This is a genomic window from Aeromonas sp. sif0611, assembly GCF_019218845.1.
Taxonomy (GTDB): domain Bacteria; phylum Pseudomonadota; class Gammaproteobacteria; order Enterobacterales; family Aeromonadaceae; genus Aeromonas; species Aeromonas media.
Map to the genome: position 1 here is coordinate 1 of NZ_JAHUWU010000013.1, position 16,093 is coordinate 16,093.

The window sequence follows — 16,093 nt, forward strand, 5'->3', positions numbered from 1 at the left end:
GTGAGTGCCCACACAGATTGCTTGATTCAAATTGTTAAAGAGCGTCACGCTTATCGCGTTGAGGAGGCGCATCTTACGCTCCTCACTTCGAAAGTCAAGCGGTTGTTTTCGCTTTTCTTTCGGCGCCCACTTCACAAGGAAGCTAGCTCATCAGTTTGGCGTGTTCCGCCGTGCTGGTAGGGGCGCATTATAGGGAGCCACGCCGGGATGGCAAGCGCAAAACTACAAAAAATGACACTTTTTTACTGTTTAGCGACCCAAGCGCCTATTTATCAAACAAAACGCCCCGCATAAGCGGGGCGTCAACGAGAAAGGATGCGGATTTGCTACCTTTTTGACCAAAACTCCCGGGCAAAGGCGCGTACCTTTTCCCAGTCGGTGAATTCGATGTCCTGGCTGGTATCCGTACTGCCACCGGTAATAGTCATGATCAGCTGGATGATGCGAGTCTGCCACCAGTTGTAGCGAGAATATCGCAGCGCACCGGCAAACACCCCCAGGGTCTTCGGCTTCCACGGCGAGAGACGCAGAAACTTCTTCATATAGGCATTGGTCTGCGGTGTCTGCTTCTCGGGCTTGCGCGCCGTCAGGTTGACACAGAAGAAGGCGGCGTTGGCCACTTCCAGTTGTTCATGGTGAGCATGAATAAAGCTGAGCAGGCTGGGGTGAAAGTTGCCATAGCGGATAGAGGCACCGATCAATACCTTGGCATACTTGCTGAGATTGCACATCGGCAGGGTGTGCAGATCCTGCATCACCACTTCGCATCCTGATATCTCCTCCAGCATGGCATCCACAATTTTCCGCGTTTGCCCGTCCCGAGAAGAATAAAGCACCAAAATCTTGTCCATACCAACCTCAACTACGCCAGAATGCAGGAGTAAACAGTACCAGAAGTGTGAAGATTTCCAATCGGCCAAACAGCATAGCGACCACCAGGATCCACTGTGCCGTCGCCGAGATGTTGCCAAAGTTGCTGGATACCTCACCTAACCCGGGTCCCACGTTGGTGAAGGCGGCCGCTACTGCCGTGAACGCGGTCACCTCGTTCAGCCCTGTCATCAGCAACAACAGCATGAAGATAAAGAACAGAATGATATAGGTGGCGAAGTAGCCCCACACCGCCTCGACGATCCGCTCGGGTACCGCACGCCGCCCCAGCTTCAGGGTATAGATGGCCCGCGGGTGCACCAGTCGCTTGAGCTCGCGCATCCCCTGCAGGAACAGGATCATGAATCGCATCACCTTGATGCCGCCCCCCGTGCTACCGGCACAGCAGCCGATAAAGGCCGAGAACATCAGTAACATGGGCAGAAAGGAGGGCCAGTCGGCGTAGCTGGTCGTGCTGTAGCCCGTGGTCGTGCCAAGAGAGACCGCCTGGAACAGGCCGTGGTTGAGCGCCTCCTGCCAGGTGGCGTAGTGGCCGTGGAACAGCAGGGATACGAAGCAGATCAGCACCAGCACGCCCTGGATGGCCAGGAACACCTTCAATTCGGAGTCCCGCAGATAGCTGCTCAATCGCACTGGCTTGTGGGCGAACACCATGAAATGCAGGGCGAAGTTGACGCTGGCCAGCAGCAGGAACAGCACAGTGATCAGGTTGATGGCCGGGCTGTTGAAGAAACCTATGCTGGCATCGTGAGTCGAGAAGCCGCCCACCGACAAGGTGGAGAAGGAGTGGCAGATGGCATCGAACAGCGTCATCCCCGCCATCCAGTAGGCCAGGGCACAGAGGGTGGTCAGCAACAGGTAGATGAACCAGAGCGCCTTGGCCGTCTCGGCGATGCGCGGGGTCACCTTGTTGTCCTTGACCGGCCCCGGGATCTCGGCGCGATAGAGCTGCATGCCCCCGATGCCGAGCAAGGGCAAAACGGCCACCGCCAGCACGATGATCCCCATGCCTCCCAGCCATTGCAGCAGCTGGCGATAGAAGAGGAAGGCCTTCGGCAGGCTGTCCAGCCCGGTCAGCACTGTTGCCCCCGTGGTCGTCAGGCCGGAGAATGATTCGAAGAAGGCTTCGGAGACCGACATGTTCGGCACGTCGCTGATGATGAAGGGGACGGCCCCCACGCTGCCCAGCACCACCCAGAACAGCACCACTATGAGGAAGCCTTCCTTGGATCTGAGGTCTTTCTTCTGATGGCGATTGGGGAACCAGAGCAGGGCACCGAGCAGGAGGGCGATGAAGAAGGAGTTCACAAACTCGGCACCGCCACCATCGCGATACCCAAAAGCAACCATCGCTGGCAGCAACATGGTCGAGCTGAACAGCGCGACCAAGAGACCAACGATACGAATGATGCTCAGAATCTGCATTCCGGCTCCCCCTTCAGGCTAAAAGAGCGATGGATTCTAGCCATCTAAGGGGCGAAGAGATACCCGGCCATGGGTTCGGTCTGTCATTTCCTGATCCACCTGACTCCAGATGGCAGCATCCCAGGCAACCTGCAAACGAACCTGCTGACCATAATCGGCGGCCAGTAACTGGCCCTGATGGGCCGAGATCAGGGCTTCCACCACCCCCATGTCGCCATAGTCGCAACAGATAAGGGAAGGAGTTTGCTGGCGCTTGATGCGGGTCTCGAGCCGCTTGAGCGCCGCCCCCACGCCACCGCCATAGGCCTTGACCAGGCCGCCGGTCCCGAGCAGAACGCCACCGTAATAACGCACCACCACGGCCGCGACCTCGCCGATGCCAGCCCCCATCAGCTGGGCCAGCATGGGCTTGCCCGCTGTGCCCGAGGGTTCGCCGTCATCGCTGAAGCCATAGACCTGGCTGTCTTGAGGCGCCCCGGCGACGAAGGCCCAGCAATGGTGCCGGGCCGTCGGGTGCTGCCGCTTCACCTCGCCGATCCAGGCCTTGGCGGCCTCGACCGTCGGCGCATGGACAATCAGGGTGATGAAGCGACTCTTCTTGATCTCCTCGCAAAGCTCCAGCGGCGCGGCCGGTATGGCGTAGTCTGCGACCATCAGAGCCCTGCTTGCCGGGTGAGGTTCTCCACCCCATCCCCATGCAGGACCACGTTGTCCTCAATCCGGATGCCACCGAAGGGGCGCAGCGCCTCGACCTTGTTCCAGTTGACCCGCTTGCCCTGCTCGCCGCGGCGTAGCGGCTCCAGCAGGCTGTCGATGAAGTAGAGGCCGGGTTCTATGGTGAACACCTGACCCACCTCCATCACCCGGGTGCAGCGCAGGTAGGGGAACTGCTCGGGCGCCGCCAGGTGGGTACCCCGCTCGTCCTGCATGAAGCCACCGGCATCGTGCACCTGCAGGCCGAGGAAGTGGCCGAGCCCATGGGGGAAGAACACATTGGTGACGCCGGTGTGGATCATCTCGTCCACCGACATGTCCACCAGCTCGGTGGCCTGCAGCAGACGCGCCAACCTGTGATGCATCTGCAGATGCAGCTCGCTGTAACGGCGGCCCGGTTTGATCTCCGCGATGATCTCCTGCTGCTGGGCATCCAGCGCCGCGATCAGATCGGCAAACTCGCCCCGACGCCAGGCCCAGGTGCGGGTGATGTCGGAGGCATAGCCGTGATAATCCACCCCGGCATCGATCAGGAAGGAGTGGCGCTCCGCATCCGGTACCCGTTGGGTCGACAGATGAGTGTAATGGAGGATGGCCGCGTTCCGGTTGATGGCGACTATGTTGCCGTAGGGCGCCTCATTGGCCCCCTGCCCGACCGCCTTCATGTAGGCGAGGTTGATCTCGAATTCGCTCGCCCCCGCCATAAAGGAGTCCTTGGCAGCGATGTGACCGCGCACCCCGAGCCGGTTCGCATCGCGCAGACACTCCAGCTCATAGGGTGTCTTGTAGGCACGGTGATAGTGCAGGTAGTTGAGCACCGCCTCCGGGTTGGGCTGCCCCAGTCCCACCAGCTGGGCCACCTCGAGATGACCACCCAGATAGGCCCACTCCTGCTTGTCGGCAGGCAGGTGATCCGCCACCTGCTCAGGGCGGGTCAGGAAGCGGATGTCGAAGAAGTCGACCCAAAAGGCATTGGGCAGGTCCGCCACCTTGTGCCAGAAATCCACCGGCCGGTAGAACAGCAGCACCGGCTTGCTCACCCCGTCCACCAGCAACCAGCAGTGAGGGTTGTCCAGCACCGGCAACCAGGCCTTGAACTGGGGGTTCACCTTGAAAGGGTAATCCTGATCGTCGAGGAAGATGCGGTGGGTCTGGCCGGAATGGATGGCCAGTCCGCTGAGCCCCTGCTGTTGCAGTATGTCGCGGGTGCGCCGCTGAAGGGTATCGAGATGCTGGGCAAAAAGTTGGCTGTAAGTGCTCATGGCGTCCTGCTCCGGGCGAATGTGGCTTCAGCATAACATCAAGCGAATCAAGGCTCGAGCCGCCAGGCTTTCGCTTCGTGAGGTAACGCATAGGTCAGGGGGTTTTTGTTATGAAACGAAAACCAACAATTAACAAATAAAGAACAATTCAATACACTGCCCACAGACAGTAGATATCAGCAGTCAGGAACGATTCATGCAAAACCTTTGTCTGTGGAAACCGGATCAAGACAGGATGCAGCACTCCAACCTCCACCAGTTCATGGCCGAGGTCAACCACTTCCACGGCCTGCAACTACGCAGCTACGCCGACCTCTATCAATGGTCGGTGGAGAAGACCACCCGTTTCTGGCCGTTGGTGTGGCAGCACTGCGGTGTCAAGGGAGAGCTCGGCAACATAGTGGCGGAGAACCGCCAGGAGATGCAGCGCGCCCGCTGGTTCCCCGACAGTCGGCTCAACTTCGCCGAGAACCTGCTGCGCCGCCAGGACGAGAGCCCAGCCATCATCTCCCGCCTCGAAGGGGACACAAGTCAGACCCTGAGCTGGGCCGAGCTGGCAGATCAGGTCGCCAGGCTGGCTCAGTGGCTGCGCAGCCAGGGCATAGGCCGTGGCGACGTGGTGGCCGCCTACCTGCCCAACATCCCGCAAACCGTCGTTGCCATGCTGGCCACCACCAGCCTCGGCGCTATCTGGACCTCCACCAGCCCCGATTTCGGTGAGGCCAGCGTGGTGGAGCGCTTCGGCCAGACCCGCCCCCGGGTGCTGTTCGCGGTGGATGGCTATCGCTATGGGGGCAAAGCCATCGACATTCAGGCCAAGGTCGCCAGCATAGTGAGCCAAATCGACAGCATAGAGCAGACGGTGATGATCCCCCTGCTAGGCAATCCCCTGCAGCTCGGCCACGACTGGCTGCAGCTGCTGGCAAGCCAGCACGGTGCCCAGCTCACCTTCGAGCCAATGGCCTTCAACGATCCGCTCTATATCCTCTACTCCTCAGGCACCACCGGCAAACCCAAGTGCATCGTCCACGGCATCGGCGGCACCCTGCTGCAGCACCTGAAAGAGCACCAGCTGCACTGCGACATCAAGCCGGGGGAGCGCGTCTTCTACTTCACCACCTGTGGCTGGATGATGTGGAACTGGCTGGTGAGCGCCCTCGCCTCTGGCGCCACCCTAGTGCTCTACGACGGCTCCCCCTTCTACCCGGACGGCAATGCGCTCTGGGATCTCGCCCGCGATGAAGGAGTTTCCCTGTTTGGCACCTCCGCCAAGTATCTCGATGCCCTGCACAAGCAGGGTTATGCCCCTATCAACACCCACGAGTTGCCACAGCTGCGACTTATATGCAGCACGGGTTCCGTGCTGTCGCCGGAGGGATTTGACTACGTCTATCAGGGGATCAAGCAGGATGTGCAGCTCAGCTCCATCTCAGGTGGCACCGACATCTGCTCCTGCTTCGTCATCGGCAATCCCTTGAGTCCCGTCTATCGCGGTGAGAGCCAGGGACGCGGCCTCGGCCTCGCGGTGCAGGTATTCAACGAGGCCGGCCAGCCGGTGCAAGGGGAGAAGGGCGAGCTGGTCTGTACCAAACCCTTCCCGGCCCAGCCTATCTACTTCTGGGGCGACGAAAACGGCGAAAAGTACCACGCCGCCTACTTCGAGCGGTTCGACAACGTCTGGTGCCACGGCGACTGGATCGAGCTGACCCAAACCGGCGGCATCTTGTTCTACGGCCGCTCCGACGCCACTCTCAACCCAGGTGGCGTGCGCATCGGCACCAGCGAGATCTACCGCTATGTGGAGCAGCTCGACGAGGTAGAGGAGAGCATCGTCATCGGCCAGCAGTGGCAGCAGGACGAGCGGGTGGTGTTGTTCGTCAAGCTCAAGGCGGGCTGCAAGCTGGACGAGCCCCTGCGCGAGCGCATCTGCCAGCAAGTAAGGCAGCACTGCACCGCCCGTCACGTGCCGGCCCGCATTCTGCAGGTGGATGCCATCCCCCGTACCAAGTCCGGCAAGATAGTGGAGCTGGCGGTGCGGGAAGTGGTGCACAACAGGCCCGTCAACAACACCCATGCCCTCGCCGACCCCGAGGTGCTGAACCAGTATCGTGATCGCCCCGAGCTGGCCAGTTGACAAACAACTCATCTGAAGAGCAGGCGCCGCAAGGCGCCTCTCTTTTGCCCGTTCCGTGATGAAGAGCTTTTACTCGACAACTGTTAAACAAATGTTTTAAATAGGTGTTGAAAATGTCTCCTTTTGGATCAATAGTGAGCCTCGCCCCCTGCTGGGGAGAAAGGAGCAAAGCCCCCCACCGCGTGGGAACAAGGAGACACTCTCATGATCTACCAAGGCGAAACCCTGTCGGTCAGCTACCTCGAACACGGCATTGCCGAGCTGAGGTTTGATGCCCCGGGTTCAGTCAACAAGCTGGATCGCGCTACCCTGCTCTCGCTGAGCGAAGCGATCGCCGCATTAAAACAAGAACGTGAACTAAAAGGTCTGATCCTCACCTCCGGCAAAGACGCCTTCATCGTCGGCGCCGACATTACCGAATTCCTGGAACTGTTCGATCTGCCGCAAGAAGATCTGCTCGGCTGGCTGAAAAAGGCCAACGACATCTTCAACGCCATCGAAGATCTGCCGGTACCGACTCTCTCTGCCATCAAGGGCCACGCCCTGGGCGGCGGCTGCGAGACCATCCTCTCCACCGATTTCCGTCTGGCTGATACCACCGCCAAAATCGGCCTGCCCGAGACCAAACTCGGCATCATGCCGGGCTTTGGCGGCACTGTCCGTCTGCCGCGGGTGATCGGCGCCGACAACGCGCTGGAGTGGATCACCACAGGCAAGGATGTCCGTGCCGATGATGCCCTCAAGGTGGGTGCCATCGATGCCGTGGTCGCCCCCGCAGCGCTGCAGAGCGCCGCCGTGCAGATGATGAGAGACGCCATCGCGGGCAAGCTGGACTGGCAGAGCCGTCGCGCCGCCAAGAAGGCGCCGCTGCGCCTCTCCAAGCTGGAAGCCATGATGAGCTTCAGCACCGCCGCCGGCATGGTTGCCGCCGTGGCGGGCAAACACTATCCGGCGCCGATGACCGCAGTCAAAACCGTTGAGGCCGCCGCCGGCATGAGCCGCGACGAGGCGCTCAACGTCGAGGCACAGGGCTTTATCAAGCTGGCCAAGACCGACGTGGCCAAGGCGCTGGTCGGTATCTTCCTGAACGATCAGCACATCAAGGCGCTGGCCAAGAAGGCGGCCAAGCAGGCTGCTAAGGTCACAAGCCACGCCGCCGTGCTGGGTGCCGGCATCATGGGGGGCGGTATTGCCTACCAGTCTGCCAGCAAGGGCATCCCGGCGGTGATGAAGGACATCAACGAGAAGGCGCTGGCACTCGGTATGGGCGAAGCCACCAAGCTGCTCAACGGCCAGCTCGAGAAGGGCCGCATCGACGGCATCAAGATGGGCCAGGTGCTCTCCGCCATCACCCCGACCCTCAGCTATGACAACGTCAAGCATGTGGATGTGGTGGTCGAAGCCGTGGTCGAGAATCCCAAGGTGAAGGCCGCCGTGCTGGGCGAAGTGGAAGGGATCATTGGCGAAGACGCCGTGCTCGCCAGCAACACCTCCACCATCCCCATCTCCCTGCTGGCCAAGGGGCTGAAGCGCCCCGAGAACTTCTGCGGCATGCACTTCTTCAACCCGGTGCACCGCATGCCCCTGGTGGAGATCATCCGCGGTGAGCAGACGTCGGACGACACCATCAACCGCGTGGTGGCCTACGCCGCCGCCATGGGCAAGTCCCCTGTGGTGGTCAACGACTGCCCGGGCTTCTTCGTCAACCGCGTGCTCTTCCCCTACTTCTTCGGCTTCAACAAGCTGGTCGCCGATGGCGCCGACTTTGCGGCCGTCGACAAGGTGATGGAGAAGGAGTTCGGCTGGCCGATGGGCCCCGCCTACCTGCTGGACGTGGTCGGCATCGATACAGGTCACCATGCCGGTGACGTCATGGCGCAGGGCTTCCCGGTTCGCATGAGCAAGGAAGGTCGCACCGCCATCGACGTGATGTACGAAGTGAGCCGCTTCGGTCAGAAGAACGGCAAAGGCTTCTACGCCTACGAGCAGGACAAGAAGGGCAAGCCGAAGAAGGTGGCCGACGCCGCTGCTTACGAGCTGCTGGCCCCCATTGCCAAGCCGAAGCAGGAGTTCGACAAGGACGCCATCATCGCCCGCATGATGATCCCCATGATCAACGAGGTGGTGCTCTGTCTGGAAGAGGGCATTGTCGCCACGCCAGCCGAAGCCGACATCGCACTGGTCTACGGTCTGGGCTTCCCTCCCTTCCGTGGTGGCGTGTTCCGCTATCTGGACACTATCGGTCTGGATCGTTACGTGGCCATGGCCGACCAGTATGCCGATCTGGGCCCGCTCTACCGCGTCAGCGACAAGCTGCGTGAGATGGCCGCCCAGGGCAAAACCTTCTACTGATTGCGGAAAGGAGATCCATTCATGAAAGACGTAGTCATTGTCGACTGTATCCGGACCCCCATGGGCCGGTCCAAGGGCGGCGCCTTCCGCAACGTGCGTGCAGAAGACTTGTCCGCGCACCTGATGAGCTCCATCCTGCTGCGCAACCCCAACCTCGACCCGAACGAGATCGAGGACATCTACTGGGGCTGCGTGCAGCAGACCCTGGAGCAGGGCTTCAACATCGCCCGCAACGCCGCCCTGCTGGCCGGTATTCCGAAGCAGGTGGGGGCGGTCACCGTCAACCGCCTGTGCGGATCCAGCATGCAGGCGCTGCACGATGCCTCCCGCGCCATCCAGGTGGGTGATGGGGATATCTTCATCATCGGCGGCGTCGAGCACATGGGCCATGTGCCGATGAGCCATGGCGTCGACTTCCACCCCGGCATGGCGAAATCCGTGGCGAAAGCCTCCGGCATGATGGGGCTGACCGCCGAAATGCTCGGCAAGCTGCACGGCATCAGCCGAGCACAGCAGGACGAGTTTGCCGCCCGCTCCCACCGCCGCGCCTATGCCGCGACCGTGGAAGGGCGCTTCGCCAGAGAGATCGTCGGGCTGGAAGGGCATGACGCCAGTGGCGCCCGCTTCTTCTACGACTACGACGAGGTGATCCGCCCGGAGACCACGGTCGACACCCTGAGCCAGCTGCGCCCGGTGTTTGACCCGGTCAACGGCACCGTCACCGCCGGTACCTCCTCGGCCCTGTCCGACGGCGCCGCCGCCATGCTGGTGATGAGCGCGGACAGAGCCAAGGCGCTGGGGCTGACTCCCCGAGCCAAGGTGCGGGCCATGGCCATCGCCGGTTGCGACGCCGCCATCATGGGGTACGGCCCGGTGCCAGCGACCCAGAAGGCGCTCAAGCGTGCCGGTCTGACCGTCGGTGATATCGACCTGTTCGAGCTGAACGAGGCGTTTGCCGCCCAGTCCCTGCCCTGCGTGAAGGATTTGGGTCTGCAGGACGTGGTGGATGAGAAGGTGAACCTGAACGGCGGCGCCATCGCCCTGGGCCACCCGCTGGGCTGCTCCGGTGCCCGCATCTCCACCACCCTGATCAATCTGATGGAGGAGAAGGACGCCACCCTGGGGGTCGCCACCATGTGCATCGGCCTGGGTCAGGGTATCGCCACCGTGTTCGAGCGGGTGTGATCTAAACGGCTCACGCGAACGTGAGCCAGCATTGTCTTGTTGGGGTCGGCCGGTCCGGCCCGTTGTCGAGTCTGTGGAGCACGCCACACGGGGTGTGATCCTGCCGTCGGAATCTGCGTGTTGGCCGGCCCGTTTGGGTCGGCCTTTTTTATTCTGTTCTACCGATCAGCGCCAATTCAGGGGCTATATTGCCCATAACTTCACATTAGAGGGGGGCCTTGCTTGCTTTTTGCTCCCCCGACAGGTTCAATCTGCACAAAAAAATGGGTGGATGCACATACATATGTCAACGAGCAAACAACTGCTTATCGTCGACGACGATCAGGAGATCCGCGAGCTGCTCAACGAATACCTGACCCGGGCGGGTTTCCAGGTATTGACGGCAGCCGAGGGCAACGAGATGCGCCAGCAACTCGCCCAGCACAGCCCGGACCTCATCATTCTGGATATCATGATGCCCGGCGACGACGGCTTTACCCTGTGTCAGCAGATCCGCCGCGACTCCCAGGTCCCCATCATCATGCTGACCGCGGCCTCCGATGAGGCGGATCGGGTGATCGGCCTGGAACTCGGCGCCGACGACTACATCGCCAAGCCGTTCAGCCCGCGCGAACTGCAGGCCCGCATCAAGGCGCTGCTGCGCCGTGCCGAATTCCGCCAGCCGGAGAAAGAGAAGGAGCCGAGCCGCCGCCTGCGCTTCGCCGACTGGACCCTGGACACCCTGAGCCACCAGCTGACCCACGACGATGGCAGCCTGCTGGATCTCTCCGGCAGCGATGCCCTGCTGCTCGGCATGTTCCTGCAACAACCGGGCGTGGTGCTGGACAGAGACACCATCTCCGATGCCACCCGGGGCCGCGAGAGCCTGCCGATGGAGCGCGGCATCGACGTGCAGATCAGCCGTCTGCGCCAGAAGCTGGGTGACAACGGCAAGAGCCCGCGCATCATCAAGACCATACGCGGCAGCGGCTACATGCTGATCGCGGAAGTCCACGAGATCCCGTGAAAGGGGAGAGGCAAGCGGCACAGTGTCGCCTTGGCGGCTACATGCTGACTGACAAGAGGCACGCAATCCCATGAGAAGTCGGCGATTCTGGCAAGCACTGGTACCCCGCTCCCTGCTGTCACGGATGCTGCTGCTGTTGCTGCTCGCCATCCTGCTCTCCCAGACCATACTCACCGGCATCTGGATGCAGCAGATCCAGAAGCGGGAGCTGGAGGGCATGCTCAGCACCACCCGCAACCTGGCGCTCTCCGCTGCCTCCACCGTCAGCTTCTTCAAGTCCCTGCCACTGCAGTACCGCCACATCGCGCTGGACCAGCTGCGCAACATGGGGGGCAGCCGCTTCTTCGTGTCGCTGAACGAGGAGGAGATCCACATCAGCGCCATCCCCGACAGCGAGCGCAAGACGCTGGTGCTGAAGGAGGTGCAGGAGGTGCTGACCCGCAAGCTATCCGACGCCATGGCGATCAAGGTGGACTTCTCGCGACCCGAGGAGCTGCATGTCTTCAACAACGACACCCTGCTGGCGGATCTGCCCTCCTCCTGGGCCCGCTACACCCTGTCCCTCGAGCCCATCAATCCGCCGGTGCTGGTCACCCAGATAGAGATCGAACCGGGGGAGTGGCTCTATCTGGCGGCCCTGCTGCCCGCCCCCTACATGACGCTGGATGACACCGTCATGCCGAGCAACCAGGTGCGCTTCATCGCCCTGATGACTGTCTTCCTCTGCTTCTTCACCTTCATGCTGGTGCGCTGGCAGACCCGGCCCCTGCGTCGGCTGGCCAAGGCGGCGGTCAACCTCGGCAAGGACATCGACCAGCCGTCACTCAAAGAGGAGGGGGCGTCGGAAATCGTGGCGGCGACCCGTGCCTTCAACATCATGCAGCAGCGCATCCGCCGCTTCATAGACGACAGGGAGCGGTTGTTCAGCTCCATCTCCCACGATCTCAAGACCCCCATCACCCGGCTGCGACTGCGGGTCGAACTGCTCGACGACGAAGCCCAGATCGCCAAGTTCAACAAGGATCTGGACGAGCTGGAGCTGATGGTGAAGGGGGCGCTGCAGACGGTGAAAGAGACCGACATTCACGAGAACCTCGAGCTCATCGACATCAATGCCCTGCTGGAGCAGATGGCGGAAGCCATGAACCTGCACGAGGATCTGCTCACCATAGAGGGACACTGCAAGTGGCCCTATCGCGGCAAGCTGCTGGCCCTCAAGCGCTGCATCGGCAACCTGGTGGACAACGGCATCAAGTACGGCCATCGGGTCCGCGTCATCCTCATGGATGACGAGGAGATGCTGATCCTCTTCATCATGGACGAGGGCCCCGGTCTGCCGGAGGATCAGTTCGAACGCATCTTCGAGCCCTACTACCGCCTCAGCACGGATTCCGCCGGAACCGGACTGGGTCTGGGCATAGCCCGCAACATAGCCCACGCCCACGGCGGCGATCTGGTGCTGGAAAATCGCCCTCAGGGCGGCCTGCAGGCCACCCTCTCCCTACCAAGGCAGTAAAGCTTATGAAGTGGTTGTCGTTTCCTGTCATCGCCCTGTTGTCCCTGCCCGTCGGCGCCTCCCAAGTCGAGGTGTTGCACTGGTGGACCTCCGGCGGCGAGGCCAAGGCGGTGGAGGTACTCAAGTCGGAGTGGGCCGAACAGGGCAACCAGTGGAACGACTTCGCGGTGCAGGGCGGCGGCGGCAAGAGCGCCATGACGGTGCTGAAAAGCCGGGCACTGGCGGCCAACCCGCCGGAGGCGGCGCACCTCAAGGGCTATGAGCTGCACGAGTGGGCCAGCCTGGGTTTCCTGCGCGACCTCAGCCCCATGGCCGAACACCTCGGCTGGTACCCGCAACTCTCCCCCATGGTCCGTGACACCCTCAGCCAGAACGGTGCCCTGATGGCGGTGCCCACCGGCATCCACCGCGTCAACTGGCTGTGGCTCAACCGCAAGCTGTTCGAGCGGCTGGGACTGACGCCCCCCACCGACTGGCACCAGTTCATGACGGTGGCGGAGCAGCTCAAGGCACAGGGCGTCACGCCGCTGGCCATCGGCAACGAGCCCTGGCAGCTGGCGGTGCTGTTCGAGACGGTGGCGCTCGGCGAAGGCGGCAAGACCTTCTATCGCAAGGCGTTCCTGGAGCAAGACAGCGCCACCCTGACCGGCCCCGACATGGTGCGGGTGCTGACGCGCTTCCAGCAGTTGCGCGCCTATGTACCGGAAAAATACGCCGGCCTGAAGTGGCACCAGGCCACCAACCTGCTGGAGAGCGGTGGTGCTGCCATGCAGATCATGGGGGACTGGGTGAAGGGGGAGCTGAGCGCCGGCAACTACCGACCCGGGGATGACATCGACTGCCTGCCAAGCCCGGGCAGCCAGGGATTGTTCAGCTACAACCTCGATTCCATCGCCATGTTCAAGCAGCGGGATCCCGCCCAGCTGCAAGCTCAGGGCGAGCTGGCCAGGTTGCTGATGACCCCCAAATTCCAGGAGGAGTTCAACCGGGTGAAAGGCTCCATCCCGGCGCTCACCCAGCCTGACATGAGCAAGTTCGATCGCTGCGCCATCCGCTCCTACCATGATTTCCAGCGGGCGGAGCGGGACGGCAATCTGCTGCCCAGCATGGCGGAGGGCATGGCGGTTCCGACCAACATGCGCCAGGGGATCATGGATGTGCTGAGCAGCTTCTTCAACGACGCCAGGGCCAATCCCGAACAGACGGCGCTGCAACTGGAACGCGCCATGCGCTCGACCCGCTCAGGCGTGGAGCAGAAATGACAAAGGCGGAATTGCTCCGCCTTTGTGGGTGAATCGTCATCCGATTCAGGATTTATCGTTCTCGTCCTCATCCTCGTCGTAGTAGTCGCTGAGCTCGATCCAGAGCCCCAGCCCTATCATCACCATGGATCCGAACCAGGTACCGGTATTTCCGATCGGGCTGCCCAGCACTATCATGGCGAACGACAGGAACCCCATGCCTGCGTAGGCTTGCAATCTGCCGTAGGAGACCTGCATATTCACACCTCCTTGTTGAATATGGTTCAATTTTTATATTACTCATCGGGCAAGGTCTGGATAGAGCCGGATCACACTTTGGTTACATATGCTGGCAGAGCACCCTGATATTTGATTATTTTTTCGCCTTGAGTATCATTGGCAGCTGAATTGGTTGAAGGTTGATTATTGATGAGTGCTTTATTCTGCAATGCGACTCATGAGTTGGACGCAATCGGGCTTCGTTACCCTGAACCCATGACGATAGCGCGCAAGAAAGTGCGGCTGAAGGTTGATTATTGATGAGTACTTTATTCTGCGATGCGACTCATGAGTTGAACGCAATCGGGCTTCGTTGCCCTGAACCCGTGATGATGGTCCGCAAGAAAGTGCGGCTGATGGCGGATGGCGAGACCCTGCTGGTCAGTGCCGACGACCCCTCAACTACCCGCGACATCCCCAGTTTCTGCCGCTTCATGGATCACACCCTGATCGCCAGCGAGACAGAACAGGTTCCCTATCGCTATCTGATCCGCAAGGGTCAATAAGCCCCTGTACCGGAGCAATCCATGACGATTACCCGAATCGGCACCACGGCCCGCTGGTCTGATGTTGTCATCCACAACGGCACCCTCTATGTGGTGGAAGTCCCCGCCACCGACGAGGCCGACATCCACCAGCAGACCCGCGAAGTACTGACCAGCCTGCAGCGCCTGCTGGAAGCCAACGGTTCCGGAGTCGACAAGATCCTGATGGCCAACATCTATCTCAAGGACATTGGCGACATCGCCGCCTTCAACGAACAGTGGGACGCCTGGATCCCGGCTGGCACCGCACCGGTCCGCGCCTGCGTGCAGGCCCGCCTGGCTCACGAAGGCTACAAGGTAGAAGTGCAGCTGACCGCTGCGGTCTGAGACACGGTTCGCCCCCTCATCCCCGGCCCTTCTCCCGCGAGGGGAGAAGGGCGACAAGAGCGCCGATATCATAGGGCCACGGCACCCATAGCAAAAGGCCCCACCATCACTGGCGGGGCCTTTTCGTTACCAAAACCTGAACGACTTAGGCGGTCGGGGTCAGGGTGATGGTCACCCGACGGTTCTGGGCCTTGCCTTCAGCGGTGCTGTTGGTGGCTACCGGCTGATCCGGGCCCACACCACTGGTGGAAATGCGACTGCCAGTCACGCCCTGACCGATCAGCTGGGCGGCGACGGCATCGGCACGCTGGGCGGAGAGCTTCATGTTCAGCTCGCGGGAGCCGGTGCTGTCGGTGTGGCCGACCACATTCAGGCGAGTCTTGTCGAACTCGGCAACCACCATGGCCACGCCGGACAGGGTGTTGGCACCGGCGGCTTTGAGCTGGGCGCTGGCGCTGTCGAAGGTGACGTTGTTCGGCATGTTGAGGATCAGCTGATCGCCATTGCGGGTCACACTGACGCCGGTACCCTGCAGCTTCTCGCGCAGCTTGGCTTCCTGCACGTCCATGTAGTAACCGATACCGCCACCCAGGGCGGCGCCGGCGGCCACGCCGGTCAGGATGCCCTTCTTGCGGTCACCCTTGCTGGAAGAGAGAGCCCCCACGGCGGCGCCAGTCGCGGCACCGGCCAGTGCGCCCCAGGCCCCCTTGGAGGTCTGGGATTCACCGGTATAGGGATTGGTGGTGCAGCCAGTCATGGCGACGGTCAGGGCAAGTGCAGGAACCAGTTTCTTGAAATGCATGAAAAAACCTCTGAAAAAGAACGACTCTAGCCGATGGCCGCGCATTCTAACCCAGAGAGGCGCCAGAGTGTGACGCGCACATTGCGGATATGAACAAGGGGGCCAAAGCCCCCCTGTGTCATGCCGTGAACGGCATGGGTACTGCCTGCCCGGGCAGGCCGGACATCAATATTTGATGTCGCGCGCCTCGTCACGCCCTTCCTGCTTGTTGTCGCGATGCTCCTGACGGCAATCGGCATTGCCCACCAGGCCTTCGCGGCACTCCTGCTTGGCGTCGCGGGATTCCTGACGGGTATCCTGACGCACATCGCGCGCTTCGCGACGCTCCTGGGCCTGTTTGGTGGCCTGTGCCGGCAGGGCAGCCAACAAGGCGGTGGCTGCAAGCAGCACGAATACGGACTTCTTCATAAATGG

At 61.5% G+C, this 16,093-nt stretch carries 15 protein-coding genes; 8 read left to right on the top strand and 7 right to left on the bottom strand.

Annotation, left to right across the window (positions count from 1 at the left end):
- Positions 1-326 precede the first annotated feature (326 nt).
- Genes hemG through pepQ form a run of 4 tightly spaced genes read right to left on the bottom strand, consistent with a single transcriptional unit; the run spans position 327 to position 4,292 of the window.
- Positions 327-851: a menaquinone-dependent protoporphyrinogen IX dehydrogenase gene (gene hemG, locus KW824_RS19835; RefSeq protein WP_218410807.1), complete on the bottom strand. Its 525-nt coding sequence runs from the start codon at positions 849-851 to the stop codon at positions 327-329.
- 7 nt (positions 852-858) lie between these two features.
- Complete coding sequence (locus KW824_RS19840) at positions 859-2,316, bottom strand: TrkH family potassium uptake protein (protein WP_043128965.1); 1,458 nt, start codon at positions 2,314-2,316, stop codon at positions 859-861.
- A gap of 36 nt (positions 2,317-2,352) precedes the next feature.
- Positions 2,353-2,970, bottom strand: a complete 618-nt coding sequence (locus tag KW824_RS19845; protein WP_218410808.1) for a YigZ family protein — start codon at positions 2,968-2,970, stop codon at positions 2,353-2,355.
- Positions 2,970-4,292 (bottom strand): Xaa-Pro dipeptidase, encoded by a 1,323-nt coding sequence (gene pepQ / locus KW824_RS19850; RefSeq protein ID WP_218410809.1) that lies wholly within the window; start codon positions 4,290-4,292, stop codon positions 2,970-2,972. The genes KW824_RS19845 and pepQ overlap by 1 nt, the downstream gene beginning before the upstream one ends.
- 196 nt (positions 4,293-4,488) lie before the next feature.
- On the opposite strand from pepQ, the gene KW824_RS19855 reads away from it, so the two are divergent.
- The 6 genes from KW824_RS19855 (at position 4,489) to KW824_RS19880 (ending at position 13,747) form a co-directional block, all read left to right on the top strand.
- Positions 4,489-6,426 carry an acetoacetate--CoA ligase gene (locus KW824_RS19855; RefSeq protein WP_218410810.1) on the top strand — a complete coding sequence of 646 codons (1,938 nt, stop codon included), beginning with the start codon at positions 4,489-4,491 and terminating at the stop codon, positions 6,424-6,426.
- Positions 6,427-6,630: 204 nt separating this feature from the next.
- Positions 6,631-8,778 carry a fatty acid oxidation complex subunit alpha FadB gene (gene fadB, locus KW824_RS19860; protein WP_218410811.1) on the top strand — a complete coding sequence of 716 codons (2,148 nt, stop codon included), beginning with the start codon at positions 6,631-6,633 and terminating at the stop codon, positions 8,776-8,778.
- Between the two features lie 21 nt (positions 8,779-8,799).
- Positions 8,800-9,963 (top strand): acetyl-CoA C-acyltransferase FadA, encoded by a 1,164-nt coding sequence (gene fadA, locus KW824_RS19865; RefSeq protein WP_041206712.1) that lies wholly within the window; start codon positions 8,800-8,802, stop codon positions 9,961-9,963.
- A gap of 283 nt (positions 9,964-10,246) precedes the next feature.
- Positions 10,247-10,969, top strand: a complete 723-nt coding sequence (locus tag KW824_RS19870; protein WP_005323928.1) for a response regulator — start codon at positions 10,247-10,249, stop codon at positions 10,967-10,969.
- Positions 10,970-11,039: 70 nt separating this feature from the next.
- On the top strand, positions 11,040-12,485 hold the full coding sequence (locus KW824_RS19875) for an ATP-binding protein (RefSeq protein ID WP_218410812.1): 1,446 nt from the start codon (positions 11,040-11,042) through the stop codon (positions 12,483-12,485).
- Between the two features lie 5 nt (positions 12,486-12,490).
- Positions 12,491-13,747 carry an ABC transporter substrate-binding protein gene (locus KW824_RS19880; RefSeq protein WP_218410813.1) on the top strand — a complete coding sequence of 419 codons (1,257 nt, stop codon included), beginning with the start codon at positions 12,491-12,493 and terminating at the stop codon, positions 13,745-13,747.
- Between the two features lie 45 nt (positions 13,748-13,792).
- Here the strand turns inward: KW824_RS19880 and KW824_RS19885 are convergent, their stop codons facing one another.
- Entirely contained in the window at positions 13,793-13,984 is a 192-nt protein-coding gene (locus KW824_RS19885; protein ID WP_005323922.1) for a hypothetical protein, read from the bottom strand.
- A gap of 281 nt (positions 13,985-14,265) precedes the next feature.
- Between KW824_RS19885 and tusA the strand changes: the two genes are divergently transcribed.
- Together tusA and KW824_RS19900 are read left to right on the top strand one after the other, a co-directional pair.
- The gene (tusA, locus tag KW824_RS19895) at positions 14,266-14,511 is read left to right on the top strand and encodes a sulfurtransferase TusA (protein WP_218410814.1); all 246 of its coding nucleotides are present in this window, start codon (positions 14,266-14,268) and stop codon (positions 14,509-14,511) included.
- 21 nt (positions 14,512-14,532) lie between these two features.
- Complete coding sequence (locus KW824_RS19900; RefSeq protein WP_139751730.1) at positions 14,533-14,877, top strand: RidA family protein; 345 nt, start codon at positions 14,533-14,535, stop codon at positions 14,875-14,877.
- A gap of 145 nt (positions 14,878-15,022) precedes the next feature.
- Here KW824_RS19900 and KW824_RS19905 read toward each other — a convergent pair whose 3' ends face one another.
- Positions 15,023-15,679, bottom strand: a complete 657-nt coding sequence (locus KW824_RS19905; RefSeq protein WP_218410815.1) for an OmpA family lipoprotein — start codon at positions 15,677-15,679, stop codon at positions 15,023-15,025.
- 165 nt (positions 15,680-15,844) lie between these two features.
- Complete coding sequence (locus tag KW824_RS19910; RefSeq protein WP_218410816.1) at positions 15,845-16,087, bottom strand: hypothetical protein; 243 nt, start codon at positions 16,085-16,087, stop codon at positions 15,845-15,847.
- Positions 16,088-16,093: the final 6 nt, after the last annotated feature.

Excerpts from the sequence above, each read along its gene's own strand:
- hemG (WP_218410807.1), bottom strand. The coding sequence starts at position 851 with ATGGACAAGATTTTGGTGCTTTATTCTTCTCGGGACGGGCAAACGCGG.
- KW824_RS19840 (WP_043128965.1), bottom strand. The coding sequence starts at position 2,316 with ATGCAGATTCTGAGCATCATTCGTATCGTTGGTCTCTTGGTCGCGCTG.
- KW824_RS19845 (WP_218410808.1), bottom strand. The coding sequence starts at position 2,970 with ATGGTCGCAGACTACGCCATACCGGCCGCGCCGCTGGAGCTTTGCGAG.
- pepQ (WP_218410809.1), bottom strand. The coding sequence starts at position 4,292 with ATGAGCACTTACAGCCAACTTTTTGCCCAGCATCTCGATACCCTTCAG.
- KW824_RS19855 (WP_218410810.1), top strand. The coding sequence starts at position 4,489 with ATGCAAAACCTTTGTCTGTGGAAACCGGATCAAGACAGGATGCAGCAC.
- fadB (WP_218410811.1), top strand. The coding sequence starts at position 6,631 with ATGATCTACCAAGGCGAAACCCTGTCGGTCAGCTACCTCGAACACGGC.
- fadA (WP_041206712.1), top strand. The coding sequence starts at position 8,800 with ATGAAAGACGTAGTCATTGTCGACTGTATCCGGACCCCCATGGGCCGG.
- KW824_RS19870 (WP_005323928.1), top strand. The coding sequence starts at position 10,247 with ATGTCAACGAGCAAACAACTGCTTATCGTCGACGACGATCAGGAGATC.
- KW824_RS19875 (WP_218410812.1), top strand. The coding sequence starts at position 11,040 with ATGAGAAGTCGGCGATTCTGGCAAGCACTGGTACCCCGCTCCCTGCTG.
- KW824_RS19880 (WP_218410813.1), top strand. The coding sequence starts at position 12,491 with ATGAAGTGGTTGTCGTTTCCTGTCATCGCCCTGTTGTCCCTGCCCGTC.
- KW824_RS19885 (WP_005323922.1), bottom strand. The coding sequence starts at position 13,984 with ATGCAGGTCTCCTACGGCAGATTGCAAGCCTACGCAGGCATGGGGTTC.
- tusA (WP_218410814.1), top strand. The coding sequence starts at position 14,266 with ATGAGTACTTTATTCTGCGATGCGACTCATGAGTTGAACGCAATCGGG.
- KW824_RS19900 (WP_139751730.1), top strand. The coding sequence starts at position 14,533 with ATGACGATTACCCGAATCGGCACCACGGCCCGCTGGTCTGATGTTGTC.
- KW824_RS19905 (WP_218410815.1), bottom strand. The coding sequence starts at position 15,679 with ATGCATTTCAAGAAACTGGTTCCTGCACTTGCCCTGACCGTCGCCATG.
- KW824_RS19910 (WP_218410816.1), bottom strand. The coding sequence starts at position 16,087 with ATGAAGAAGTCCGTATTCGTGCTGCTTGCAGCCACCGCCTTGTTGGCT.